Raw genomic sequence first — 24,596 nt, forward strand, 5'->3', positions numbered from 1 at the left:
GGCGTCACTCTAGGTGAGCGACATGTCGGGGCGGTTACGCCTCAGCTCTCCCGAGATCGACCGCCCGCCGTCGACGCGGACTCTGCCCCCCGCAGGCGTCGGCGGCGGGCGGTCGCAGCCGCCCCCCGAGCGATGGAAAAGCCGGCGTAGCCGAACAGTGTCAGCGCGATCACCGTGACGATGACCTCGCGCTGCTCCCCGTTGACCAGCGTGTTGACCCAGCCGAGATACGGGATGCTGTACCAGACCGTCCCTTGGATCTGCACCTCGCGCACCGGCTCCGGGTCGGCCACCGAATTCGCGTCTCCCTGGGTCGTGAACCGCTTCTCGCCGCCGGAGTGGGAGATCGCGATCACGCGGTGCGTCACGAGTTCCGGCTCGCCGGAGCGCAGCTGATAGGTGAGCGCATCGCCGATCCGGATGTCCTGGACCGCGGTCGGCCGCACGATCACGAGTGTGCCGGGCGGGTAGGTCGGGTTCATCGACCCGGTCAGAATCGTCATCGGGGTCGATCCGGTGACCGCGGGCACGCCGACCGCGACAACGCCGAGCAGCAGGATGACGGCGAAGAGCCCCGCACTGAGCCCGAGCCCCAGCAGGGAGAGCAGGCTGCGCTCGCGCAGCGGAGTGCCGCGCTGCGGGCCACCCGTCGTCGAGGACTGCTCGCCGACACGTCGCGTCGTCGAGGGCTCGAGTGTTGCGGTCATGACTCCTCCTCCTGCGTGCGGCGGCGTCGGACGACGAACCAGAGCACGATTCCCGTGAGCGTTCCGCCCACGACGATGATGAACTGCACGAACCAGTCGGCGATCGAGTTGGCTCCGATCGGCACCCACGCGATCACGGGCGGATGCGGCGCCCCGGTGGCGAACTCCTCGGCGGCAGCCGACCCCGGGGGCGCGACGGTCACCCCCGCCGAGCCGTCGTCGCCGGGAGTGGTCTTCACGACGATGTCCGGTTCGTCGCCGCACGCCGAGCTCGGGGCCGGGGCGCCGAACAGCGTGACGCCGAGTGCGAAGTCGGCGGACGCCCCTTGGCCCTCGCTCCCGTCGAGATCTCCCAGCAGCACCTCCACCACGATCGTGGCCGTGGCGCCAGCTGGCAGCGTCACATCGCCGAGGATCGGGACGCAGCCGGCAGCGTCGATGACCGCCGGCGCGGCGCCGACCGTCGAGCCGATCGAGGCGCGAACACGGAGCGCGCGAGCGAAGTCGGCGTCAGACCAGACGGCGTCCCGCAGATCGATCGTCACGACGCCAGCGACGTCCCCGGCGTTGCGGATCTGCACCGTCGTCTGCGCACGCCCGGATGGCACCAGGACCGGAATCGTGACGAACAGCGGACCGGTCGACGGATCCGCGATGTCGCCACCGAGGTTCACGGCCGCCGGTTCAGGATCGGGCGTCGACGCGTGCGCGGCGATGCCGCTGCCGAACGAGCCGAGCAGCGCGAACGCCAGCGCGACGCCCGCCGAAGCGGCGCGCGACTGCCAGGCCGCCCGTGCGACGACGCTCTGACCGCGACCGGCACCCACCGCGATCACCCGCACCCGATGCGCGACAGCGTCGGATCGACGGCGAGCACGCCGCTGCCGGTGGTGCTCCACGCGCCGTCCGACGTCGCGTGCTGCACCTCCACCGCGTGGCGACCCGAGCCCACCGCCGCGAGGAGGTCGGCGGTCAGGAATCGGATCGAGAGCCCGCTCACCGCTCCCGCACCGGAGGGCAGCAGCCGCGCCCCGACGAGGGCGCGGTAGACGGTGTCCCGGCTGGCGCCCTCCGGAGCGGTCCACGTGTAGCTCACGCCGTCCGAGCTCTCCACGCAGACCAGGGGCTCGCGTGCGGCAGGCGACGTCGGCTCGGCGGCGGCAGGACCCGGCGTCGGTGTCGGCGTCGGTGTCGGCGTCGCACTCGGCGTCGGCGTGGCGGTGGGCGCCGGCGTGGGCGTCGGCGACCCGTCCGACACGGCCGTGGCATCCTCGTCCGCTGGGTCGTCGCTGCCGCTCTCGGCGTCCGCGGGGTCGGCGAGGGAGTCCTCAGAGCTGAGGCTGAGCCGCGCGGACGCGGCGGCCGCGACGACGGCCTGCAGGCCGAAGTGCTGCGCCTCACTGCCCACGACGCAGTCCTCGACCTTGAGCTTGGAGTCGAGGAGATCGGTCGGCTTGTCGACGGTGACGCAGAGGCCCGCGTTGCCTCGGGGGTGGATCACCACGTGGCCGTCGGTCTGCTGGATCATGATCCAGTCGGTGATCTTGTTCGCCTGGGTGCGAAGCTTGATCTCTTTGCCGTCCGTCTCGTCGTCGATCCCCCACGCGTAGCTCGTATCGAAGACCGCACGGATCTGGAAGTACCCCGGAGTGCTCGTGGCCACGAAGCTCCACCGCTCCGTGTTCGCGGGGCTCGTCGACGAGCATCCGTCGACGCGGAGCTTGTCGCCGGCATCCTTCGCTTCGAGGCACTTGCTGGCGTCGAGGGCCGTCCACAGCAGGTAGCTCGCGGTCGTGCTCGGCGTGACGACGACGGGGGGCAGCGTCGACTCCTGCTTGTCGAGCCGCAGCCGCTGCGCGAGGCTCGTCGAGTTGCAGTTCTGCAGCTCGAGCTCGGTGCCTTCGACCGGGCTGGTGCTCTTGAGCGCCAGACACAGCGTCAGGTCGCCCTTGGGCGAGAGCCGGATCTCTCCGCTGGCGTCGCGCACCATCCACCACTCGGTGAACTTGAGCGGGTTGTCTTCGAGGCTCAACTTCTTGCCAGACTCGATCTTGTCGACCGACCAGCCGAGAGCGGTGTTGAACTTGGCGACGATCATGTAGTACCCGGGAGTGGTCTGGACGAACTTCCACTGCTCGTTGTCTTCGCTCGCCCCGCCGAAGTCGGCGCAGTACGCGGCCTCGATCTTGCCCTTGGAGAGCTTCTCGGCTTCGAGGCACTGGTCGGGGTCGGCAACCGTCCAGATCCAGTACGACGACGCCGGGTTGGGCACGATCTCGGGCACCGACTGCGCGAAGCCGATGGGGCTGCCGGTCGCACTCCAGGTGCCGATCTGAACCGCGGACGCGATCGTTCCGGTGAGGGCACTCTCGCCGTTGAGCAGGATGTTGGCGGTCGTCATCGAGGTGCGCACGCACCAGGTGACGCTCGCGCCCGCCGCCAGGCTCGTCGATGCGGTCACCGTGCCGGCGAGCGTGCCTGTCGTCGGCGAGGCCAGGGTGGCGCCGACGGTGCAGCTGGCGGCGGTGCCGATCTCGACCGACACGACCGAGCGCATCGCGGTGGGACTGCTGCTCGCCGAGACGGCGAGCGTTGCTGTTCCAGCGCGCGAACTGGTGTTCGTGATCGTGACGGCACCGACCGCCGCCGTCGCGGTGAGCGTGTAGGTGTGGTCGAGCGCGAAACCCGGCTGCGCCGTCGCGGTGACGCCGACCGAGGCCGTGCTGGCGGTCGAGGTCGTCTGCGACTGCACCACCCAGACGGCCGCCGCCGAGAGCGTCGATCCGAGCACGAGCGCAGCGGTCGCCACCAGTGCGGCGGCGATCCGAGCCCGGAGTCCGCGGCCGGTCACGACTGGACTCCGCGAACGGTGACGGTGAGCGGTGCGCTCAGGCCGGGCGTCGCGCTCGGCCCGACAGTGACCTGCACGCAGACCGTGAGCGAGCCGCCGGCAGCGAGGGTTCCGAGCGAGATCGGCGCGGTGGTGGCGAGGGGCCCGGTCAGCGAGGCGGTGCACGCGCCGGCCGCCGCCCTCACCTCGAGGGCAGCCGGGGCGATCGCGGTGGCGTCGAGGTCGAGCGCGGTGGTGCCGCGGTTCTCGACGACGATCGACTGCCGAACCGACTCGCCCACGAGCAGATTGCTCCAGGCGGAAGACGCGAGGCTGCCGACGATGGCGAGCTCGGCACTGCCGGACTGGATGACGTTGGCGGAGACGGACGCCTCGTCGCGCCACGCGGCCGAGGTGCCCTCGGAGGTGGCAGCGGTGGTCGTCGTCGTGACCCCGATCAGGAGCGCCCCGATCAGCAGAAGACGGGTGCTGCCAGCGCGGCGCGCGCCGGCGCCGGTGACGGTCGTGGCGGCGGGTCGGTGGGTTCGCACGGGGTTCACCCCCTCTGGTTCGGGTCGGTGCGGCGGGTGCTGCGGTGGTGCAGAGCTGCGGTGTTGCGGTGGTGCGGTGGTGCTGCGGTGCAGAGCTGGCGGGGAGCCGGGGAGCCGACCCCCCGCCAGAGCTGTGCGTCGTTAGCTGACCACCTGGGTCAGAGTGATCGTCACGTCGGCGAGGTCGACGACCGTGTCCATGTTTCCGGTCGCGTTTTGGTCGAAGGCGACCGTGATCTCGACCGTGACCGTGTAGGTGCCCTCGGAGAAGAGGTACTCCCCGCCGGCCTCGGGGCTGATCGTGATGCCGTCCTTCTTCACGGTGAAAGCCGTGGTGACGTCGAGCTCGGCGGTGTCCGAGTTCAGCCCAGCGATGTTGCTCGTGAGGTTGCCGCTCAGGTTGTCGCCTTCCGCCGTGACCGTGAAGTTCTCGGTGTAGGTGACCGAGTCGCCGGGGACGATCAAGTCAATGTCCGACGACCAGGCGCCGGCGGCGTTCGAGACGATGTCGAGCGATCCGGCGGTCACGGTGCCCGCGTCGAGCGTTGCGGAGTCGGTCCACACGGCCAGCGAGCCGGCGCCGCCCAGGAGGAGCGCGAGACCCGCCGCAGCGGCGATGCCGCCCTTGACGAAGCTGTTCATTTCGGGTTCCTTTCGGGTTCGATCCGACTCAGGTCGACCGGTGCACGAGCCAGAGCCCGTGTCCCGGAAGCCGGGCGACACCGCGCTAGGGTCGCGGTGCCGCCCGGTGCTCGAGACGTTTCGGTTTTCGGTTAGTGCGCCGTCCAGCGAAACCGAACAACGCTCGAGGTATTCCCCCCACGAAGAACGCTAGACCTGACCATCGTTCGCATCTGTCCCCCGCACAGCCCCCACTGTGGGGGACCCATGAGAGGGGGGCGACTGTTCGTTCCATGTGGGCCTGATCAGGCTTTTTCACGAACACCTGCGCCGTCGCCCGGGGGACGGCGAGTCTTTTCGAGGGATAGACAGGTTTGACCACTCCTCGCGCCACGCCCGCCGTTCGCGACCCCTGCACCGTGTTTCCCAAGGCTCCGGCACTACGGTGGGAAACGTGGCAACAGCGGCGGCAACTCCCTCCCCCGGGCACCCCCGCGCGCGCATCGGACGCATCCCGATTCGCGACCTCACGCCCGCGCAGCCGGAAGAGCGCTGGCCTGCCAAGGCGTTCCGCGGCGAAGTCGTCCCCTTCGAAGCGACCGCGTTCCGCGAAGGCCACGGCGAGCTCGGCGTCGAGCTCGTGCTGGTCGATCCGGAAGGGCGCCAGCAGACCCACCGGATGCGCAGCATCGCACCCGGCACCGACCGCTGGCGGGCCGAGGTTCGCCTCGATGCCGAAGGCACCTGGCTCTGGCGGGTGAAGGCCTGGACCGACGATTGGGCGACCTGGCTGCACAACGCCGAGATCAAGGTCGCCGCGGGTCAGGACCTCGAGCTGGTGTTCGCGATGGGCGCGGAGCTGCTCGCCGGCCGCACGGCCAAGGCGTGCGTCGAGGCGCGCGCGGCGCTCCTGAACACCAGCCTCGCCCCGGAGGAGCGCCTCGCGGCCGCGCGCGAGACGCGCCTGACGCGACTCATCCGCACCCGTCCCATCGCCTGGCTGTCCAGCGTCTCCGAGCAGAAGCCGCTGCGCGTCGAACGCGCCCGCGCCGCCGTCGGATCATGGTACGAGTTCTTCCCGCGCTCCGAGGGCGCGAAGCGGCATCCGGACGGGACGTGGACGAGCGGCACATTCCGCACCGCTGCCGCCCGGCTTTCCGCGGTCGCCGCGATGGGCTTCGACGTGGTCTACCTGCCTCCGATCCACCCGATCGGCGTCTCCCATCGCAAGGGGCCCAACAATTCGACCACCGCGGGCCCGAACGACCCGGGCAGCCCCTGGGCGATCGGCGGTCCGCTTGCCGACGGCACGCCCGGTGGCCACGACGCCATCCACCCCGACCTCGGCACGGCGAAGGACTTCGCCGCGTTCGTCGCCGAGGCCGACCGGCTCGGCCTCGAGATCGCGCTCGACCTGGCTCTGCAGTGCTCGCCGGATCACCCCTGGGTGACCGAGCACCCCGACTGGTTCACCACGCGGCCCGACGGGTCGATCGCCTACGCCGAGAATCCGCCGAAGAAGTACCAGGACATCTACCCGATCAACTTCGACAACGACCCCGAGGGCATCCGCGATGAGGTGCTGCGGATCGTCGAGCTCTGGATCTCCCGCGGCATCAAGATCTTCCGGGTCGACAACCCGCACACCAAGCCGCTGGACTTCTGGGAGTGGCTGCTCGCCGAGGTCGCCCGCGAGCATCCGGAGGTTGTCTTCCTCGCCGAGGCGTTCACCCGGCCCGCCATGCTGCACTCGCTCGCGGGCGCCGGCTTCCACCAGTCGTACACCTACTTCACCTGGCGCAACACCAAAGCCGAGCTCGAGGAGTTCCTCGCCGGGTTGGCCGGACGCAGCGCCGACTACCTGCGCCCCAACCTGTTCGTCAACACCCCCGACATCCTCACCGAATACCTGCAGTTCGGGGGCCCCGCCGCCTATCGCGTGCGCGCCGCCATCGCCGCCACCGGCGCCCCCACCTGGGGCGTCTACTCGGGGTACGAGCTCTTCGAGGACGTCGCCCGCCCGGGCAGCGAAGAGAACATCGACAACGAGAAGTACGAGTTCAAGGCGCGCGACTGGGCGCGCGCGGCCTCCACCGGCAAGACGCTCGCGCCCTACCTCACGCGCCTCAACGAGATCCGCGCCGCGCATCCGGCGCTCCGGCAGCTTCGGAACCTGCGCGTCCACTGGAGCGACGACGACGCGGTTCTCGTCTACACGAAGCATCTCGCCGCCGAGTTCACCGGCGGCAAGAAGCCGGACGGACTGATCGTCGTCGCGAACGTCGACCCGCACTCCGTGCGCGAGACCATCGTCCACCTGGACCTGCGTGAGCTCGGCCTGGCGCCGGACGCCCAGTTCGAGGTGCGCGACCTGATCTCGGGCGAGCGCTGGAACTGGGGGGCCGACAACTACGTGCGCCTCGACGCCTTCAGCGAGCCGGTGCACATTCTCGCGATCGACTACTCGAAGGTGCGCTGATGGAGACCCTCCCCCCGCTCGACGAGGCACTCGTCGCCGAGCTCGCCACCGGCCAGCATGCGCGACCGCACGACTGGCTCGGTCAGCACCCGGTCGACGGCGGTCACGTCATTCGCGCCGTTCGGCCGCTCGCCGAGACCGTGACCGCCCTCCGCGAGGATGGCTCGCGCATTCCGCTCGCCCACGCCTCCGCGGGACTCTGGCAGGGCTTCGCCCCCGGCGCCGGGCAGGCGTACCGGCTCGAGACCACCTACCGTGACGGACCCGCCTGGACGGCCGACGATCCGTACCGCTTCGTGCCGACCGTCGGCGAGGTCGACCTCTACCTCTGGGGCGAGGGACGCCACGAGCAGCTCTGGCACTGGCTGGGGGCGCACGTCAAGGAGCACGAAGGCGTGGCGGGCACCAGCTTCTCGGTATGGGCGCCGCACGCCCGCGCCGTGCGCATCGTGGGCGACTTCAACAACTGGAACGGCGAGCAGCACGCTTTACGTCGACTCGATGACAACGGCGTCTGGGAGCTGTTCGTTCCCGCCCTCGACCCCGGAACCACCTACAAGTTCGAGCTGCTGACGGCCCGCGGCGAGTGGGTCAAGCGCGCCGACCCGATGGCGCGCTACACCGAGCGCCCGCCCGCCACCGCCTCGGTCGTCGGCCGCAGCCAGTACGAGTGGCGCGACGGCACCTGGCTCGCGCAGCGCGCCGCACACGATGCGCACAACTCGGCGATGAGCATCTACGAGCTGCATCTGGGCTCGTGGCGGCCCGGCCTCGGCTATCGCGAGCTCGCCGACCAGCTGATCGAGTACGTGCACGAGCTGGGGTTCACCCACGTCGAGTTCCTGCCGGTCGCCGAGCACCCGTTCGGCGGCTCGTGGGGCTACCAGGTGACCGGCTACTACGCCCCGACCAGCCGTTTCGGGCATCCCGACGACTTCCGCTACCTGGTCGATCGGCTGCATCAGGCGTCGATCGGCGTGATCGTCGACTGGGTGCCGGCGCACTTCCCCAAAGATGAGTGGGCGCTCGCCAACTTCGACGGCGAACCGCTCTACGAGCACTCGGACCCGCGGATCGGCGAGCACCCGGACTGGGGCACGCTGGTGTTCAACTTCGGCGACTCACAGGTGCGCAACTTCCTCGTCGCGAACGCGCTGTACTGGCTCGAGGAGTTCCATGTCGACGGGCTTCGCGTCGACGCGGTCGCCTCGATGCTCTATCTGGACTATTCACGGGAGCCCGGGCAGTGGGTTCCCAACGTCCATGGCGGGCGCGAGAACCTCGAAGCGATCTCGTTCCTGCAGGAGGTGAACGCGACCGCCTACCGCCGCAACCCCGGCGTCGTGATGATCGCCGAGGAGTCGACCTCATGGCCGGGCGTCACGAAGCCGACCGAGGGCGGCGGGCTCGGATTCGGCCTCAAATGGAATATGGGGTGGATGCACGACTCGCTGCAGTACATGCACGAGGACCCGATGTGGCGCGCGCATCACCACAACGACATCACCTTCAGCTTCCTCTACGCCTTCAGCGAGAGCTTCCTGCTGCCGATCAGCCACGACGAGGTCGTGCACGGCAAGGGCTCGCTGCTGTCGAAGATGCCGGGCGATCAGTGGCAGAAGCTCGCCAACGTGCGCGCCTATCTCGCCTTCATGTGGGCGCACCCCGGCAAGCAGCTGCTGTTCATGGGCAGCGAGTTCGGGCAGCCCTCGGAGTGGAGCGAGCAGCGCGGACTCGACTGGTGGATTCTCGACCAGCCCGCACACCAGGGGCTCTCGCGACTCGTCGGCCAGCTCAATCGCGTCTATCGAGAGAACGCGGCCCTCTGGTCGGTGGACAACGACGCGGCCGGCTTCGAGTGGATCGCGAACGACCCCGAGCACAACATCGTCGCCTTCCTGCGTCGCGGGCGAGACGGCGAGACCATGGCCTGCCTGGTGAACTTCGGCGGGAACCCCGTCGGCCCGTACCGTGTCGGACTGCCGTCGGCGGGACGCTGGGACGAGGTGCTCAACACCGACGCTCTCGAGTTCGGCGGTTCCGGCGTCGGGAACTTCGGCGGCATCGACGCCGGAGAGACCCCCTGGCACGGTCGCCCGGCCTCGGTCGAGCTGACACTGCCGCCGCTGGCCGCCGTGTGGCTGCGGCTCGCTCCCGCGCCCCAGTGACGCGCCGCGGCTCCTAGTAGAGCAGCCCGGTGAGGTGGCGACGTGCCACCGCGACGCGCTCGTCGTCAGAGCCGGCGATCTCGAAGTACTCGAGCAGGCGGGTTCGCACCGCGGCCTTGCCGTCGGCATCGAGCTCGGGGAAGAGCTCGAGCAGCCGCGCGAACGCGTCCTCCAGGTGCCCGCCGCTCACGTCGAGGTCCGCGACGGCGAGCTGGGCTGCCACGCTTCGCGGAGCATGGCCCGCGGCGGAGCGGATCGTCTCCGCATCGGCGCCCTTCAGCCGGAGCAGCAGGGAGGCCTGGGCGCGCCCCGCGATCGCGTCGGCGTCGCGCGGATTCTGCGTGAGCGCCTTCTCGTACGCGGCCACGGCGGCCGCGAAGTCTCCCTCGGAGATCGCGTCGAACGCCTCCTGATGCAGCGGCGGAAGCGGCGGCTCCTCGGGTGCGGCAGCCTCGCCGTCGCCCGCGTCGCCCTGCCCGCCGGAACCGTTCACGGGAACCTGCCCGGTCACGCCATTCTGCGCCGCGAGCTGCAGCAGCTCGTCCAGCACCTGCCGCACTTCGGCCTCCGGCGGCATGCCGAGGAAGAGGTTGACGGGCCGTCCGCCGACGACCGCGGCGACGGCGGGAACCTCGCGGATCTGGAACGCCTGCGCGAGCTGCGGGTTCGCCTGCCCGTCGACCACCGCGAGCACCAGTCGTCCGCCGTACGACTCGATGATCGAGCCGAGCGCCGGCTCGAGTCCCGGCGCGATGAACTCGACCACGACCGGGACGGTCGAGGACAGCTCCAGCACCCGGGTGAAGTTGGCGTCATTCGCAGGGACGACCAGCGGTGAGCCGGGCGTCGCCGCGCCGTTCGCAGGAGCCGTCGGCGAAGCCGACTCGGTCGGAGCGCCCGTCGGCGTCGAGGCCGCACGCTGCACGAGCGAGGACAGGTCGACGGCGCCGCGCAGGCTGGGGCCGGGAGGTACGGAAGTCACGTCTCTACTTTGCCACGAGGCGCCAGCCGTCGCCGCGCCTAGTCGACCTCGTCGGCGCTGATCAGACCCTGCGAGTAGCCGAGCAGCTGGATGAGCGCGCCCTCCTCGGCGACCGGCGGCACGTAGAACAGCAGCTGCACGCCGTAGCGCGCCTCGACCCCCTTGGTGGTCTGCGAGAGCCCGAGCAGCGCCTTCACCCGATCGCGCGGGTTGATCGCGGCTCCCGCCTCGACGGGAGTGACCTTCTCGATCTCGACCAGCTCGACCGCGACCAGCAGCCCGGAGTCGTTGGTGCCGAACGCGATCGGATCCTCGTCGCCCGCCACATTGCTGAACGTCACCTTGGCGGTGGCCGGGAGCGAGGACTTGACGCCCGCCTTGTATTCGGCGCCGATCTGCTCGCGGAGGGTGTCGGTCTCTGCATCGAAGAACGCGGCGTACTCGCTCTCGTCGCCCTTCAGCAGGATGTCGCCGTAGGCCGCCGCGAGCTCGCTCGGCTGCAGCACGCCCAGGGCGACGTCGGTGCCGACACGCGGGGCGCCGATGGCCGTGGCGGCCATGTCGGGCAGCGTCGTGCTCGGCCCGAGCGAGATGACGTAGTGCGCCTTGTAGTTGTCGCGCGGCGTGTCCTGGATCAGCATCACCGCAACCGGCGCGACGGTCGCGTTCTCATCCTTGATGACGGCGAACACCGTGCGAGGCCAGGTGTCGATCTGCTGGGGCAGGATCACCTCGACCGGGCCCTGCGGCAGCACCGGCACCGCGGCCTGCGAGGAGTCGCTGCTCAAGATCTCGTAGTTCGCCGCGCGCAGCTCGAGAGCCGGGCCCGCGAGCCGCGTCTCGGCAAGATCCTCGTCGCCCTCCGCGTCGGCCTCGGCGATCGTGGTCTCGATGCGCTCCATGATGCGCTCCAGCTGCGGTCGCGTGACCGCGGGCGCGGGGAGGTCTTCGGTTCCCGCGGCGCCGGGCGTCGGGCTCGCCGTGGGCGTCTCGACGGGGAAGAGCTCGGGAGTTCCCGAGAAGGTGCACCCGCCGAGCGCGAGCGCGCTGACCATCGCGACGCCGGTGGCGGCGAACAGCCGGCGGCGCCCGCGCTGCGGCGCGGCCTCGATGGCCTTGCGCTGCTTCGCCGGCCGCAGCTGCGGCGGCTTCGGCGGCTTCGGAAGCTTCGGCTGCTTGCGCCGCGGGCCGCGAGCGCGGCGGGCGTGCAGCAGCGCCCACACGAACGCGGCGAGCCCGGCCAGCAGCGCGAGTCCGCCGCCGACGATCAGGGGCCCCGACCACGGCGCGCTGTTGTCCAGCGGCCAGGTGATCGAGATCGAGCTCGGGGCCGGCGTCTCGCCGTCTCCGACGATCAGGATCGAGGCGTCCGCGGGCACGTTGATCTTGCGCGTGAGCTCCTCGACTCCGCTGAACTCCTGAACCCAGAGGTCCGAGCCGGAGGGAGCGGGAACGACGGTCTCGATCCCCGTCTCGACGCTCGAGCCGAGGGTCTGCGTCTCGGTGTCCCACTCGAGCAGGTTGTACGAGGCGTCACCGACCCAGGCGAGAACGTCGGCGGTGCGCCCGTAGGCGAGGAACACGGTCTCGCTGCCGGAGGCGTCGATGGTCTGCGTGCCGGGAAGCGCGTTGAGAATAGAGCCGTCGATGACGGTCACCGGGGCCGTGCCGCTGGTCGTGGTCTCGACCGTGACATGGTCCGGGCCCGCCAGAATGGTGCGCTGCGCGATCCCCAGGCCGATGCCGACGAAGGCGACGACGAACAACACGATCGCCAAGACGAAACGCACGGATGACTCCTCTCAGGCCGCGGAGACCTCGCGCCGCCGGGTGAGACTTCGTGATCCAGACACGAAATCCGTGGCGCGAGACTGCGGACAAGACATTTCAGAGTAGCCGACCGGGTCCACGGCAACCCGGGGAAAGCTGGACGAACTCCGAAAGAACCCCGTACGAGGCCGCCGCTGTTCGCGGTGCGCGGGCGTGCGTCACGCCCTAGACTCGGGAACGATCTTCCCCTCCCGGGGCCCCCATTCCCTGAGACACCCGTTCGCAGCCCAGCGCGCGAGCCGGGACAACACGAACTGAGGAGCAAGCGCAGTGGCGGTAGACGACGCGGGATTCGGCACCGAACTCCGGGGCTACAAGAAGGACGAGGTCGACCGGGTTCTCGGCGAGCTTCGGCGCGACCTCATCAAGGCCAACCAGGCCAAGACGGATCTCAGCAAGGACGTCAAACGGCTGCAGGCCGTCACCGACGACCTCCAGGCCGAGCTGGACGAGGTCGGCCGGCCGACCTACGCCGGGCTCGGGACGCGCCTGGAGAGCACGCTGCGCGTCGCCGAGGAGCAGGCGACCCGACTGATCGCCCAGGCCGACATCGACGTCGAGCGCCTCCGCGCGACCGTCGCCGAGGAGGTGCAGGCTCAACGCGCCGAGGCCGCCGAACAGGCGCAGCGCCTCGTGGAGACCGCGCACACCGACGCCGCCCACATCGTCGACAACGCCCGCGCCGAGGCGACCAGCACCGCCGAACGTGCCGCCGCCGAAGCCGAGACCACGATTCAGGATGCGCTCCGCGAAGCCGCCGCCACCCGCGGGGCCGTCGCGACGGAGACCGCGGAGGCGCGCGCCGCCGCCAAGCGCGATGCTGCGGCGCTGCGCGCCGAGGGCGAGCGCGAGATCGCCGAGCTGAAGGTCGTCGCCCAACGCGAGGTCGCCGAGGCCCGTGAGGCCGCGGCCGCGCTGGCCCGCGACACCGAGCGGAGCCGCGCCGAGTTCGACGCCGAGAGCCTCCGCCGCCGCGAAGACCTCGAGCGCGAGCTCGAAGAGGCGCGCACGAACCTCGAGCGCGACATGGCGCAGGCCCGCGCCGCCCTCGACGCCGACACCGAGGCGGCCAACGCGGCACTCGCGGCCGAGACCGAGCAGAGCCGCGCCGAGCTTGCGGCGGCCACCCAGAAGGCGACTGCGGAGCTCGAGGCGAGCACCGCAGCCACCCGCGCGCGACTGGCAGCAGAGCTGTCGACCGCCCGCAGCGAGCTCGAGCACGAGGTGACCTCGCGCCGGGCCGAGCTCGAGAACGAGATCACGACGCGGCGCGCCGAGCTGGAGAGCGAGCTCGAGACCGCCCGCACCTCGCTCGCGACCGAGCTCGACGCGGCGCGCTCCGCCCAGGAGTCGGAGCTCGCGGGAGCGCGATCCGCGTGGGAGGCCGAAGTCCGCGGCGCGCGCGAGTCGCTGGCCGCCGAGCTGTCGGGGCTGCGCTCCGCCACCGAGAACGAGCTCGCGCAGCAGCGCGCCGCCGTCGCCGCCGAGCTGGAGAAGCAGCGCACCGATCTGGAGCGCGACATCGCGGCCCAGCGCGCGGAGCTGGCCCAGGAGGTCGAGACCACTCGCGCCCGCATCGCGCACGACACGCAGGAGCTCGCCGCGACGCTCGTGACCACGGCCGAGCAGGCCCGTGCCGACCTCGAGGTCGAGATCACGGCCCGTCGGGACGCCGCCGAGAAGGAATACCAGCTCAAGCACCAGGAGGCGGCCGCCGCCACGCAGCGCTACCTCGACGAGGCGCAGGCCCAGCTCACCGAGGCCACCGAGCGCGCGGCTGCCAAGCGCGCCGAAGCGGACGCCCTCGAGGCGAACGCGAAGGCGGCCGCCGCGGACGCGGCGGAACGAGCCCGCGCCCAGGCCGCCGAGGTGCTCGGCAACGCCGAGAAGCGCGCCGCCGCGCTCGTCTCCGATGCCGAGGCCCGCGCCGCAGAACTCGTCGGGGATGCCGAGAAGCGACTCGAGCAGCTGCGACTGGAACGCGAGTCGATTGCGAGCTACGTCGAGGGTCTGCGCGGAGTTCTCGCCACCACCGCGCCGGTCACGCAGGAGAACAGCGACTTCCCGACCGAGCGCGATGACGACCCGATGGACGGCGACGAGAACGCCGCGATCTCAGAACACGAGCACAGCGCCTGACTCGGCGCATCGCTCGAGTTCGGTACTCTTCGCTCAACGACTGCAACCGTCCCGGGCGCCTGACGTGCGCTGGCGCCCCGGCGACGCGCCCCCGTTCACAGTGAAAGGTGCCTCTCGGTGAAGATCAACAACGCGTTCAGCCTCGGGCTCTTCGGAGGACTCGGCGTCCTGGTCGCGCTCCTGGTCGGCGCCTCGGTCGCGAACCTCGCGACGATCCTGACGTACATCGGCGCAGCGATCTTCCTCGCCCTCGGCATCGACCCGGCCGTCTCCTGGCTGCAGCGCCACAAGGTGTCGCGCCCGCTCGCGATCCTGATCGTGCTGGTCGGCGTGCTCGCCGTCGTCGCGGGCCTCGTGCTCGCGATCATCCCGGTCATCGTCGACCAGGTCAACAAGCTGATCGAGTCGATTCCGGACATCGTCACGACAGTGCAGGACACCCAGGTGATCCAGGACTGGTGGGCGCAGACCCTCCCCTGGCTGGCCTTCGACGACGTCGTCGCCAACGTGGAGGACTTCTTCACCGAGAACATCGGCGCGATCACCGGTGGCGTGCTCAACACCGCGATCGGGATCGCGACCGGCACCTTCGGCATCCTGATCGTCCTGATTCTCACGCTCTACTTCGTCGCCTCGCTGGCGAGCATCAAGCGCGGCCTCTACCAGCTCGTCCCGGCCTCCAAGCGCGAGCGCTTCATCGACCTCGCCGAGCAGATCTCCAAGTCGGTGGGTCGTTTCGTCATCGGTCAGGCGCTGCTCGGCCTCTCCAACGGCGTGCTCACCTTCATCTTCCTGAGCGTGCTCGGCCTGATCCTCGGCGAGCCGATCCAGTACTCCGCACTGCTGGCGTTCATCGCGTTCCTGTTCTCGCTCGTCCCGCTGGTCGGAACCATCTCCGGATCCGTGATCATCACGCTCGCGGTCTGGCTCTTCAACGGCGTTCCCGCCGTGATCGTGGTCGGGATCTGGTACCTGGTCTACATGCAGGTGGAGGCCTACGTGCTGAGCCCGAACATCATGAACCGCGCGGTGAAGATCCCCGGCGCCGTGGTCGTGGTGGCGGCCCTCGCCGGCGGAACGCTGCTCGGCATCCTCGGGGCGCTCATCGCGATCCCGGTCGCCGCCTCGATCCTGCTCATCGTCAAGCAGGTCATCGTGCCGCGGCAGAACGAGCTCTAGCGGGACGTGTCCGGCTGAGCCGCCGGCGGCGGCCACTCGGTCGGCAGCGGCAGAGCCGCGGGGTTCACCCGCTGGACGATCTCGCTGAGCACGCGGAACGTCTGCTTCTCGCCCACCCAGAGGTGCTTGCCCTCCTCCACCGCCACGAAGTCCACCTCGGGAACGACCGCGAACTGCTGGCGCGCCTCGTCCGGGCGCAGGAAGTCGTCGAACTCGGGAACGACCGCGACGAGCGGCACCCCGCGCCCCGCCCAGGCGGCGAGCTCATCGCTCGTGGTGCGGCGCAGCGGCGGCGACAGCAGGATGGCTCCGGCGATCGGGTGCTCGAGTCCGTGCTTGAGCGCCACCTCGGTGCCGAACGACCAGCCCACCAGCCACGGGGCCGGCAGTCCGCGTTCGGCGACGAAGGCCAGGGCCGCGGCGAGATCCTCCGCCTCGGCGATCCCGTCGCCGAAGGCGCCCTCCGAGGCGCCCCGCGGCGAGGTGACGCCGCGGAAGTTGAAGCGCAGCACCGCGAGATCGGCGAGCGCGGGCAGCCGGGCCGCCGCCTTGCGGATGATGTGGGAGTCCATGAACCCGCCCGCCGTCGGAAGCGGATGCAGGAACACCAGCGTGGCGACCGGCGTGCGCGCTTCGGGCAGCGAGAGCTCGCCCACGAGGCGCAGCCCGTCGGCGGTGTGCAGCTCGATGTTCTCGCGACGCGCGGGCAGCACGACGCTCGACGAGATGCGAATCGGGGTGGGCTCGGTCACAGGGGTCCTCAGCTTCGGGTCTTCCAGCAGTGCGAGTGCCAGTGGCGGCGCGCGGCCAGGTCGTCCGCCTCGCCGAACAGCCCGTCGGCGCGCCAGGCGACGAGGTGCGCCGTCCCCGGGGCGATCTCGAGACCGCAGCCCGGGCAGACATAGCTCTTCACCGCGGCGTTCGCTGCCTGCGGCTGCACGTTCCAGCTGCCGTCGCGCTTGGCTTCGACGCGGCGCGCTCCGGCCAGGATGCGCTCCAGATCGAGCGGCTCCGGCTCGGCGTCACGCCGACGAGCGCGCGAACGAGAGGACCGGGCCATTCCTCGATTGTAGGAGAGGCCCCGCCGCGATGCTCAGTACCAGCCGCGCGTCTCGCTCGACTCCCATGCGGCGCACGGCGTGCCGTAGCGTCCCGCGATGTAGCCGAGCCCCCAGGTGATCTGCGTCGCGGCGTTCGTCTGCCAGTCGGCTCCCGCCGTCGCCATCTTGCTGCCCGGCAGCGCCTGCGGGATGCCGTAGGCACCACTCGTCGGGTTCTCGGCGTAGAGGTTCCAGTTCGACTCGCGGGTCCAGAGGGCGACCAGACACGAGTACTCGCTCTCGCTCCAGCCGCGGGCGAGCACCATGTCGTAGGCGATCGCCTGCGCGCTGCCCGGGTCGGGGGTTCCGACCGCGGGCGCGGTCACCGCCGCGGGCGGCGGCGGATCGGTCACGTCGTAGCCGTCGCGCTCCACGCGCGACTCGACGGCATCTCCGACGACGAACTCCTGCACGGGTGCCGTGACGGCGGCCGTGGCGGGGTCGCCGAGCGTCTGGCTGCTGGCGTGGGGAACCCCGGCAACCGAGACGAAGGCGAGCGACACCAGGGCCGCGAAGATCGGCAGCGAGCGAGCGGTGCGGGCATGCCTCTCCGGCGTCGGCACCGGAGGGTGCAGACGAGCCGCCACACCTCGTCGCCGGTACCCGCTCACAGTTCCGTCAGTCTACTGACGGCCCCTGGGAGTCCGGGGAGACTCGCGTGGCCCCCAGTTCGGGGATCAGCGGCGGCACCGGCAGCGGGCGCAGCGTGCTTCCGGCGCGCGGAGGTCAGCGCACCGCGAGCATGACCTGCGTCACGCGGTCGATCAGCAGATCGACCTGGGGCTCCAGATAGCCGCCGCGCTGGGCCGAGAACGCGACCGTCCGCAGCTGCTCCAGCTCGATCGGGGTGCCCTCCTGGAAGTACCGGGTGATGCGATCGCCCAGAGCGTCGACCTCGCGCACCGAATAGCCGCCGGTGAAGGCCCCCACCCGACGGAAGCGCTGACCGCGCGGACGCACCAATCGGTCGAGGATCACCTGCGCGGAAGCGCGTGCGTCGGAGTACCACTCCTCGGAGCGCTCGCTCAGCGCCTGCTCGCGCTCACGCTGGGCGAAGACATCCTCCAGCCGCTCGAGCGCGGCATCGACCGCGTCCGGCTGGTAGCCGCCGCGGCGCATCGTGAAAGCGACCCGGCGGACCGTGTCGGAGGTGATGACCGTCGACGTCGCCTCGCCGGTGTAGGCACGGTGGGCATCCTCGAGGAAGTCCTCGACCTCGTCGATGTCGTAGCCGCGCTGGGAGCCGCGCGTGCGCGGGAACGTCGTACTCACGCGGCGATTCTAACGAACGCCGGCTGTGCTTCCGTCCCGCGCCGCATCAGCCCGCGAAGACCAGGAAGAAGGCGTACATCACGATGGCCGACGGCAGCACCGAGTCCAGCCGGTCGAGGAACCCGCCGTGGCCAGGGAGCCAGCTCGAGATGTCCTTCACGCCGAGGTCGCGCTTGATCATCGACTCGGTCAGATCCCCCATGGTGGCGACGATCACCAGCACCGCGCCGAGGGCGAGCCCCACCCACCACGGCTGGCCGAGCATCAGCACCCCGAGCAGACCGCCGGCCAGCAGCGCCGCGGCGACGGCGCCCGCGAAGCCCTCCCAGGTCTTGCCGGGGCTGATCGTGGGCGCCAGCTTGTGCTTGCCGAAGCTGAGTCCCGCGGCGTAGGCGCCGATGTCGGTGGAGACGACGATGATGATCGCCGCGAGCGTCCACCACTCGCCGCCCTCGCTCCCGGTCACGACCAGGTAGAACCCGGCCATGAGCGAGACGTAGATCTGCACGAGCGCTCCCGCGCCGATGTCCAGCAGCACCGCGCGGGCGGGGGCGCGGTGCGAGGGCAGGGCGAGCTCCGCGACGCGCCACAGCGTGACGACCGCGATCGCACCGACGAGCGAGATCCACAGCGCCTCGATGCCGAAGAAGAAGGCGAGCGGTGCGATCGCCACGCCGACGATCGCCGAGACGATGCGCGGGATCGTGCGACCGGCCTGGCGCAGCGCCTGCGTGAGCTCGAGCGTGGTGAACGCGATCAGTGCCGCGCCGAAGAGGATGAACACCCACTTGAGCACGATCAGGCTGGCCAGGAAGGCGCCGCCGAGCAGGATGCCGATGCCGATGGCAGCGAGCAGGTTGCGCCCCGTGCGCGCCTGGATCTTCTCGTTCGTGGCGTCGAACTGGGCGCGCGCGTGATGCAGCTGCTCTTCGATGTCGGCGCGGGCCGCGGTGGCGCGCTCCTCCAGGTCGAGACGTGCGGCGTGCGCGCGTTCCTCGAACTCGCTCAACGGGGAGGCGTGACGGCGCGCGGCGTTCGGCTCGGCGGAGCCGGGCTCCGCCGACGGCTCGTCATCGGAGTGCGACGTCATCAGACCTCGAGAAGCTCGGCTTCCTTGCGCTTCAGCGCCTCGTCGACCGCGTCGACGTTCGCCTTCGTCAGCGCGTCGAGCTCCTTCTCGCCACGCGCGATGTCGTCCTCGCTGACCTCGCCGTTGAGCGCATCCAGGTCGTCCTTCGCCTTGCGGCGCACGTTGCGGATGGCGATCTTCGCGTCTTCACCCTTCGTGCGGACGATCTTGACGTACTCCTTGCGGCGCTCCTCGGTGAGCTCCGGCATCGTCACGCGAATGATCTCGCCGTCGTTCGACGGGTTCGCGCCCAGGTTCGGGAAGTTGACGATCGCCTTCTCGATCTCCTTGAGCGCCGTCTTGTCGTACGGGGTGATCAGGAGCGTGCGCGCCTCGGGGTTCTGCAGGCTGGCGAGCTGCTGCAGCGGGGTCGGCGTCCCGTAGTACTCGACCATGATCTTCTCGAACAGCGCGGGGTTCGCACGCCCCGTCCGCACGGTCGCGAAGTCATTCTTCGCGTAATCCACAGCCGAGTGCATCTTCTCCTTGGCCTCGGCGAGAACGTCACTAATCACGGCACACTCCTTCAACGACGACCGTTTCGGCCTTCGTCCAGCTTAGTCCGGCGCGCGGCGCGCGGCCTACGACGCTGCCACGTCGGGCAAGGTCACGAAGTCGATCAGCTCTTCGACCCGACCGAGCAGGCTCGGCTCGAGGTCGGCATAGGTGCGCACCGAGCTCAGGATGCGCTGCCAGGCGGCCGCGATGTCGGCCTGGTCGGCGTGCGGCCAGCCGAGCGCCTGACAGATGCCATGCTTCCATTCGACATCCCTCGGGATCTCGGGCCAACGCGTCAGGCCGAGTCGCTCGGGCCGAACCGACTGCCAGACATCGACGAAGGGATGCCCCACGATGAGCACGTGCGGGTGCCGGATCGCCTGCGCGATGCGGCTCTCCTTGGATCCGGGGACGAGGTGGTCGACGAGCACGCCGAGCCGTGCGCCGGGTCCGGGCTGACGCTCGGCGATGACGGCGCCCAGATCGTCGATGCCGCCGAGGTATTCGACGACGATGCCTTCGGCGCGCAGATCGCTGCCCCAGACCTTCTCGACCAGTTCGGCGTCGTGACGCCCCTCGACGAGGATGCGGCTGGCGCGGGCGACGCGCGCGCGACGCGCCGCGTTCGGGTTCGCGGGCTCGACCGCGCGCGCGCCCGAGGCCGTGCGCGCGGCGGCGCGTGGGGCGGCCACCGGCGGATCGAGCACGACGGGGGCACCGTCGATCAGGTACCCGCCGCCGAGCGGAAACCAGCGCACCCGGCCGGCGCGGTCCTCGAGTGCGACCTGGCCCTTCTCGACGCCGACGATCGCGCCGACCCATCCGCCGGGGTCGATCTCGGGGGCGAGCTCGACGACGAGGCCGCGCTCGACGGCCACACGGGGAACGCTGACCTTCCCGCGGGAGCGCCAGTCCCCTGCGAGCACGTCCGCGCCGTACGGGTCGATATCAGCCACTGATCGCGACGCCGTAGAGCAGGAACCCGGCCACCCAGACCAGGATGACGCCGACGAGGGTGAGCAGCGCCACCCACCAGGCGCGGCGGCGGCGCACCAGGCTGACGACGGTTCCGATCACCCCGGCCACGACGACGATCACCGCGGCGGCTCCGGCGAGGAACAGCGCGCTCGTGGCGCCGTCGAGGGAGCATCCGCCGACGCACGTGTCGAGCGTGGCGAACGTGACGGTGGCCAGCACAGCGCCGAACAGTCCGATGAGAGCGGTCAGGATGAGCAGCAGGATCGACAGCGCGACGTCCCAGACGCTGCGCGCGCGCGGGCCCGTCACGGTCGGACGAGCGTGCCGATGCGCTCGCCCTGCAGCACCCGCGTGACGTTGCCGGCCGGCTCCATGCCGAAGACGCGCATCGGCATGCCGTTGTCCATGCAGAGACTGAACGCCGTGGAGTCGACGACCTTGAGGCCCTGCACGAGCGCCTCTTGATAGCTCAGCTCGTCCAGGCGCACGGCATCGGGATTCGTGCGGGGGTCGGCGGTGTAGACGCCGTCGACGCCGTTCTTGGCCACCAGAACGGCGTCGGCGCCGATCTCCAGGGCGCGCTGAGCGCTCACCGTGTCGGTCGAGAAGTAGGGCAGCCCGGCGCCGGCGCCGAAGATCACGATGCGGCCCTTCTCGAGGTGACGCTCGGCGCGCAGCGGGATGTACGGCTCCGCGACCTGGGTCATGGCGATGGCGGACTGCACCCGAACCTGCGCACCCGCTTGTTCGAGGAAGTCCTGCAGCGCCAGCGCGTTCATGACGGTGCCGAGCATTCCCATGTAGTCGGCGCGGCCGCGATCCATGCCGCGCTGGCTGAGCTCGGCTCCGCGGAAGAAGTTGCCGCCGCCGACGACGACCGCGACCTCGACGCCGTCGGGATCGTCTTCGTGCTTCGGCGCCGCGACGGCGATCTCGCGGGCGATCGCGCTCACGATGTCGGGGTTGACCCCGAGTTGTCCACCGCCGAACGCTTCACCGGAGAGCTTGAGCAGGACACGGCGGCGACTCGACATGGGATTTCCTCAAGAGTGTGGGGGATGCCATTTCAGAATACCTGCGCCGAGCGCCATCCCGGCGCACGTCGACACGAGGCTCGCCCTCGCACGCGAGATTAGTTATAGTTTCACTAGAACAAACCTCGGCACAGTGAGGAAGTCCCATGCGCCCACCCGTCCGCTCGATCGTCATCTTCACGCTGCTCGCGCTCGGCGGCGCGTGGCTCGTCGCGCTCCCGCTCTGGTTCACCGGCGGGCTCGCCAATCCCTGGTTCACGGCCTACGCCATCGTCATGATGATCACGCCCGCCGCCGCCGCGGTGATCGTGGTGCGGGTCGTCGACCGCGAACCCGATTGGCGCACCGCGCTCGGGCTCCGCGCGCCCGGCCCCGGTCGTCGGTTCGCCGGTTTCCTGGTGCTCGCCATGATCCTCGCGTTCGGCATGATCGTCGCCGCGCTGCTCACCAGCGCGGCCCTCGGCCTGTACCGCGCCGACCTCGTCGGGTTCTCGGGCTTCCGCGCCTACCTGGAGCCGCTCATTGCCGAGGCCGGTCCTCTGCCGATGCCGATCGAGCTGCTGATCCTCCTGCAGGCGGTGTCGATCGTTCCCGCCGCGCTGCTGAACACGATCCCCGCGCTCGGCGAAGAGCTCGGCTGGCGGGGCTGGCTGCTGCCCCGGCTGATGCCGCTCGGCCCCGTTCCCGCGATCCTCATCTCGGGCGTGATCTGGGGGCTCTGGCACGCCCCGCTCATCCTGCTCGGGTACAACTACCCGACCGCACCCGGGTGGCTGGGCGTGCTCAGCATGTGCGGCATGTGCATCGTGGTGGGCGGCGTGTTCGGCTGGCTGCGCATCCGCTCCGGCTCGGTCTGGCCCGCCGCCCTCGCCCACGGGGCCTTCAACGCCGCCGCGGGACTCTCGCTGCTGCTCGGCGCCGCGGGCGACATCGTCGACACCACCCAGGCCACCATCCTCGGCTGGTCGGGATGGATCGTCCCCGCAGTGCTGGTGATCGTGCTCATCGCGACGGGCCAGTTCCGCCCGGCCACGAGCACCGCCCCCGCGAGCGCTTAACGCACGACGCCCCGCGGATCCGAAGATCTGCGGGGCGCCGTGGCGATTCGCGGTGACTAGGCGCCGACCTTGAAACGAGCGAAGCCCGTCACGGTCAGGCCGGCGTCGGCGAGCACCTTGCTGATCGACAGCTTGTTGTCGCGCGCGTAGTCCTGCTCGAGCAGCGAGACCTGCTTGAAGAAGGCGCCGAGGCGACCCTCGACGATCTTCGGAAGGGCGGCCTCCGGCTTGCCCTCCTCGCGGCTGATCTGCTCGACGATGCGGCGCTCGTTGGCGACCTCGGCCTCGGGCACGTCCTCGCGCGACAGGTACACCGGCGCGGCGAACGAGATGTGCTGGGCCACGCTGCGCGCGGTCTCGGCGTCGTCACCCGTGTAGGCGACGACGACGCCGATCTGCGGCGGCAGGTCCTTGCTGGTGCGGTGCAGGTAGACGGCGAACTTCTCGCCGGCGATGCGCGAGACCTGGCGGAGCTCGACCTTCTCGCCGATGGTCGCGGCCTGGTCCTCGATGAGCGAGCCCACCGTGCCGCCGTCGACGGCCACCGCGAGCGCGGCATCCACCGTCTCGGCGCCGGAGTCGGCGAGCGCGGCGACGACCTTCTCGGCGAGCGCGACGAACTTCTCGTTCTTGGCGACGAAGTCGGTCTCGCAGGCGAGCTCGATCATCGTGACGGCCGTGGCCGACTCGACGACCGCGATGAGGCCTTCGCTCGTGGAGCGGTCGGCACGCTTCGCGTTGCCCTTGGCTCCCTTGAGGCGCAGGATCTCGACGGCCTTCTCGATGTCGCCATCGGCCTCGACGAGAGCGTTCTTGGTGTCGACCATTCCGGTGCCCAGGCGCTCGCGCAGGGCCTTGACGTCTTCCAGGCTGAAGTTGGCCATGGATGCTTCCTAACTGGCTTGAGTGTGAAACAGATGAACGGCAGAAGATGCCGGGATGGCCGGGCGGGGTGTGATCCCCGCCCGGCTCACGGAATTACTCGGCGGCGGCCTCGGCCGGCTCGGCCTCGGTCTTCGCGGCGGCCTTCTTGGCGGGCGCCTTCTTGGCGGGCGCCTTCTTGGCGGGCTCCTCGGCCTTGGGCTCCTCGGCCTTGGGCTCTTCAGCCTTGGCTTCCTCGGCCTTGGGCTCCTCAGCCTTGGGCTCCTCAGCCTTGGCTTCCTCGGCCTTGCCAGCCTCGAGGAGCTCGCGCTCCCACTCGGCGAGCGGCTCGACGGCGGAGACGTTGCCCTCGGCCTCGGGCTTCTGGTGCTTCTGGATGAGGCCCTCGGCCGCGGCGTCCGCGATGATGCGGGTCAGCAGGCTGACCGAGCGGATCGCGTCGTCGTTGCCCGGAATCGGGTAGGCGAGCTCGTCCGGGTCGGCGTTCGTGTCGAGGATGCCGATGACCGGGATGCCGAGCTTGCGCGCCTCGTCGATCGCGAGGTGCTCGCGCTTGGGGTCGACGACCCACATGGCGCTCGGGGTCTTGGTGAGGTTGCGGATACCGCCGAGCGACTTGTGCAGCTTGTCGAGCTCGCGCTTCTTGATGAGGAGTTCCTTCTTGGTGAACCCCTTGGTGGTGTCCTCGAAGTCGAGCTCCTCGAGCTCCTTCATGCGCGCGAGACGCTTCGACACCGTCTGGAAGTTGGTGAGGAGTCCCCCGAGCCAGCGCTGGTTGACGTAGGGCTGACCCACGCGCTGCGCCTGCTCGGCGATGGCCTCCTGGGCCTGCTTCTTGGTTCCGACGAAGAGCACGGTGCCGCCGTGGGCGACCGTCTCCTTGACGAACTCGTAGGCCTTGTCGATGTAGGCCAGCGACTGCTGCAGGTCGATGATGTGAATGCCGCTGCGCTCGGTCAGGATGAAGCGCTTGACCTTCGGGTTCCACCGACGGGTCTGGTGTCCAAAATGAACGCCGCTGTCGAGCAGCTGGCGAATCGTGACGACGGCCATGGCCGTGCTCCTTTTCTGGCAGGCGCGGCATGCCGCGGCCTGCGGTTCTCAGTTGTGTGTCGCACCCGGTTGGGGCGAGCCCTGGTGCCCTGGCCAGACATCCACC

At 70.2% G+C, this 24,596-nt stretch carries 23 protein-coding genes; 5 read left to right on the forward strand and 18 right to left on the reverse strand.

Features of this window, described 5'->3' with window-relative positions; genetic code table 11:
• Positions 1–41: 41 nt before the first annotated feature.
• The 5 genes from ACR3ZA_RS03890 to ACR3ZA_RS03910 form a co-directional block, all read right to left on the reverse strand.
• Positions 42–707 (reverse strand): signal peptidase I, encoded by a 666-nt coding sequence (locus ACR3ZA_RS03890; protein ID WP_473660347.1) that lies wholly within the window; start codon positions 705–707, stop codon positions 42–44.
• Positions 704–1,543 (reverse strand): hypothetical protein, encoded by an 840-nt coding sequence (locus ACR3ZA_RS03895; protein WP_473660349.1) that lies wholly within the window; start codon positions 1,541–1,543, stop codon positions 704–706. Before ACR3ZA_RS03895 ends, ACR3ZA_RS03890 begins: the two co-directional genes overlap by 4 nt.
• Positions 1,540–3,558 (reverse strand): RICIN domain-containing protein, encoded by a 2,019-nt coding sequence (locus tag ACR3ZA_RS03900; RefSeq protein WP_473660352.1) that lies wholly within the window; start codon positions 3,556–3,558, stop codon positions 1,540–1,542. Before ACR3ZA_RS03900 ends, ACR3ZA_RS03895 begins: the two co-directional genes overlap by 4 nt.
• Positions 3,555–4,088 (reverse strand): hypothetical protein, encoded by a 534-nt coding sequence (locus ACR3ZA_RS03905; protein ID WP_473660355.1) that lies wholly within the window; start codon positions 4,086–4,088, stop codon positions 3,555–3,557. The genes ACR3ZA_RS03900 and ACR3ZA_RS03905 overlap by 4 nt, the downstream gene beginning before the upstream one ends.
• Positions 4,089–4,229: 141 nt before the next feature.
• Complete coding sequence (locus tag ACR3ZA_RS03910) at positions 4,230–4,730, reverse strand: alternate-type signal peptide domain-containing protein (RefSeq protein ID WP_473660358.1); 501 nt, start codon at positions 4,728–4,730, stop codon at positions 4,230–4,232.
• A gap of 433 nt (positions 4,731–5,163) precedes the next feature.
• Between ACR3ZA_RS03910 and ACR3ZA_RS03915 the strand changes: the two genes are divergently transcribed.
• Positions 5,164–7,188 (forward strand): maltotransferase domain-containing protein, encoded by a 2,025-nt coding sequence (locus tag ACR3ZA_RS03915; protein WP_473660361.1) that lies wholly within the window; start codon positions 5,164–5,166, stop codon positions 7,186–7,188.
• A complete protein-coding gene (glgB, locus tag ACR3ZA_RS03920; protein ID WP_473660364.1) occupies positions 7,188–9,356 on the forward strand; it encodes a 1,4-alpha-glucan branching protein GlgB in 2,169 nt (722 codons plus the stop codon). Before ACR3ZA_RS03915 ends, glgB begins: the two co-directional genes overlap by 1 nt.
• A 13-nt stretch (positions 9,357–9,369) precedes the next feature.
• Here glgB and ACR3ZA_RS03925 read toward each other — a convergent pair whose 3' ends face one another.
• Together ACR3ZA_RS03925 and ACR3ZA_RS03930 are read right to left on the reverse strand one after the other, a co-directional pair.
• Entirely contained in the window at positions 9,370–10,338 is a 969-nt protein-coding gene (locus ACR3ZA_RS03925; protein ID WP_473660366.1) for a tetratricopeptide repeat protein, read from the reverse strand.
• A gap of 38 nt (positions 10,339–10,376) precedes the next feature.
• On the reverse strand, positions 10,377–12,128 hold the full coding sequence (locus ACR3ZA_RS03930; protein WP_473660368.1) for a DUF8094 domain-containing protein: 1,752 nt from the start codon (positions 12,126–12,128) through the stop codon (positions 10,377–10,379).
• A gap of 310 nt (positions 12,129–12,438) precedes the next feature.
• On the opposite strand from ACR3ZA_RS03930, the gene ACR3ZA_RS03935 reads away from it, so the two are divergent.
• Together ACR3ZA_RS03935 and ACR3ZA_RS03940 are read left to right on the forward strand one after the other, a co-directional pair.
• The gene (locus tag ACR3ZA_RS03935) at positions 12,439–14,307 is read left to right on the forward strand and encodes a coiled-coil domain-containing protein (RefSeq protein WP_473660370.1); all 1,869 of its coding nucleotides are present in this window, start codon (positions 12,439–12,441) and stop codon (positions 14,305–14,307) included.
• A 117-nt stretch (positions 14,308–14,424) separates the two neighbouring features.
• A complete protein-coding gene (locus ACR3ZA_RS03940) occupies positions 14,425–15,486 on the forward strand; it encodes an AI-2E family transporter (protein WP_473660373.1) in 1,062 nt (353 codons plus the stop codon).
• On the opposite strand, the gene ACR3ZA_RS03945 is transcribed toward ACR3ZA_RS03940, so the two are convergent.
• The 9 genes from ACR3ZA_RS03945 to pyrH form a co-directional block, all read right to left on the reverse strand.
• The gene (locus tag ACR3ZA_RS03945) at positions 15,483–16,238 is read right to left on the reverse strand and encodes an alpha/beta hydrolase (RefSeq protein ID WP_473660376.1); all 756 of its coding nucleotides are present in this window, start codon (positions 16,236–16,238) and stop codon (positions 15,483–15,485) included. The two genes, ACR3ZA_RS03940 and ACR3ZA_RS03945, sit on opposite strands and share 4 nt — an antisense overlap.
• 8 nt (positions 16,239–16,246) lie before the next feature.
• On the reverse strand, positions 16,247–16,546 hold the full coding sequence (locus ACR3ZA_RS03950) for a hypothetical protein (protein WP_473660378.1): 300 nt from the start codon (positions 16,544–16,546) through the stop codon (positions 16,247–16,249).
• A gap of 33 nt (positions 16,547–16,579) precedes the next feature.
• The gene (locus ACR3ZA_RS03955) at positions 16,580–17,197 is read right to left on the reverse strand and encodes an aggregation-promoting factor C-terminal-like domain-containing protein (RefSeq protein WP_473660380.1); all 618 of its coding nucleotides are present in this window, start codon (positions 17,195–17,197) and stop codon (positions 16,580–16,582) included.
• A 115-nt stretch (positions 17,198–17,312) separates the two neighbouring features.
• A complete protein-coding gene (locus tag ACR3ZA_RS03960; protein ID WP_473660382.1) occupies positions 17,313–17,858 on the reverse strand; it encodes a DivIVA domain-containing protein in 546 nt (181 codons plus the stop codon).
• Between the two features lie 46 nt (positions 17,859–17,904).
• Positions 17,905–18,948, reverse strand: coding sequence for a phosphatidate cytidylyltransferase (locus tag ACR3ZA_RS03965; protein ID WP_473660384.1), 1,044 nt, complete (start codon positions 18,946–18,948; stop codon positions 17,905–17,907).
• A complete protein-coding gene (gene frr, locus ACR3ZA_RS03970) occupies positions 18,948–19,502 on the reverse strand; it encodes a ribosome recycling factor (protein WP_473550551.1) in 555 nt (184 codons plus the stop codon). Before frr ends, ACR3ZA_RS03965 begins: the two co-directional genes overlap by 1 nt.
• Before the next feature lie 66 nt (positions 19,503–19,568).
• On the reverse strand, positions 19,569–20,441 hold the full coding sequence (locus tag ACR3ZA_RS03975) for a DUF3097 family protein (protein ID WP_473660387.1): 873 nt from the start codon (positions 20,439–20,441) through the stop codon (positions 19,569–19,571).
• Positions 20,434–20,772: a hypothetical protein gene (locus ACR3ZA_RS03980; protein ID WP_473660389.1), complete on the reverse strand. Its 339-nt coding sequence runs from the start codon at positions 20,770–20,772 to the stop codon at positions 20,434–20,436. The genes ACR3ZA_RS03975 and ACR3ZA_RS03980 overlap by 8 nt, the downstream gene beginning before the upstream one ends.
• Positions 20,769–21,497, reverse strand: coding sequence for a UMP kinase (gene pyrH, locus ACR3ZA_RS03985; protein ID WP_473660392.1), 729 nt, complete (start codon positions 21,495–21,497; stop codon positions 20,769–20,771). The genes ACR3ZA_RS03980 and pyrH overlap by 4 nt, the downstream gene beginning before the upstream one ends.
• A 146-nt stretch (positions 21,498–21,643) precedes the next feature.
• Here pyrH and ACR3ZA_RS03990 point away from each other — a divergent pair, with 146 nt between their 5' ends.
• Entirely contained in the window at positions 21,644–22,555 is a 912-nt protein-coding gene (locus tag ACR3ZA_RS03990) for a CPBP family glutamic-type intramembrane protease (protein ID WP_473660394.1), read from the forward strand.
• Positions 22,556–22,611: 56 nt separating this feature from the next.
• Here the strand turns inward: ACR3ZA_RS03990 and tsf are convergent, their stop codons facing one another.
• Complete coding sequence (gene tsf / locus ACR3ZA_RS03995) at positions 22,612–23,439, reverse strand: translation elongation factor Ts (RefSeq protein ID WP_473660397.1); 828 nt, start codon at positions 23,437–23,439, stop codon at positions 22,612–22,614.
• 94 nt (positions 23,440–23,533) lie between these two features.
• Positions 23,534–24,490, reverse strand: coding sequence for a 30S ribosomal protein S2 (gene rpsB / locus ACR3ZA_RS04000; protein ID WP_473660399.1), 957 nt, complete (start codon positions 24,488–24,490; stop codon positions 23,534–23,536).
• Between the last annotated feature and the right edge of the window lie 106 nt (positions 24,491–24,596).

The organism is Herbiconiux sp. J20-20 (assembly GCF_057365085.1).

Bases quoted from the DNA above. Each gene is read 5' to 3' on its own strand.
- pyrH (WP_473660392.1), bottom strand. From the start codon at position 21,497: ATGTCGAGTCGCCGCCGTGTCCTGCTCAAGCTCTCCGGTGAAGCGTTC.
- tsf (WP_473660397.1), bottom strand. From the start codon at position 23,439: ATGGCCAACTTCAGCCTGGAAGACGTCAAGGCCCTGCGCGAGCGCCTG.
- ACR3ZA_RS03950 (WP_473660378.1), bottom strand. From the start codon at position 16,546: ATGGCCCGGTCCTCTCGTTCGCGCGCTCGTCGGCGTGACGCCGAGCCG.
- ACR3ZA_RS03910 (WP_473660358.1), bottom strand. From the start codon at position 4,730: ATGAACAGCTTCGTCAAGGGCGGCATCGCCGCTGCGGCGGGTCTCGCG.
- rpsB (WP_473660399.1), bottom strand. From the start codon at position 24,490: ATGGCCGTCGTCACGATTCGCCAGCTGCTCGACAGCGGCGTTCATTTT.
- ACR3ZA_RS03990 (WP_473660394.1), top strand. From the start codon at position 21,644: ATGCGCCCACCCGTCCGCTCGATCGTCATCTTCACGCTGCTCGCGCTC.
- glgB (WP_473660364.1), top strand. From the start codon at position 7,188: ATGGAGACCCTCCCCCCGCTCGACGAGGCACTCGTCGCCGAGCTCGCC.
- ACR3ZA_RS03965 (WP_473660384.1), bottom strand. From the start codon at position 18,948: ATGACGTCGCACTCCGATGACGAGCCGTCGGCGGAGCCCGGCTCCGCC.
- ACR3ZA_RS03890 (WP_473660347.1), bottom strand. From the start codon at position 707: ATGACCGCAACACTCGAGCCCTCGACGACGCGACGTGTCGGCGAGCAG.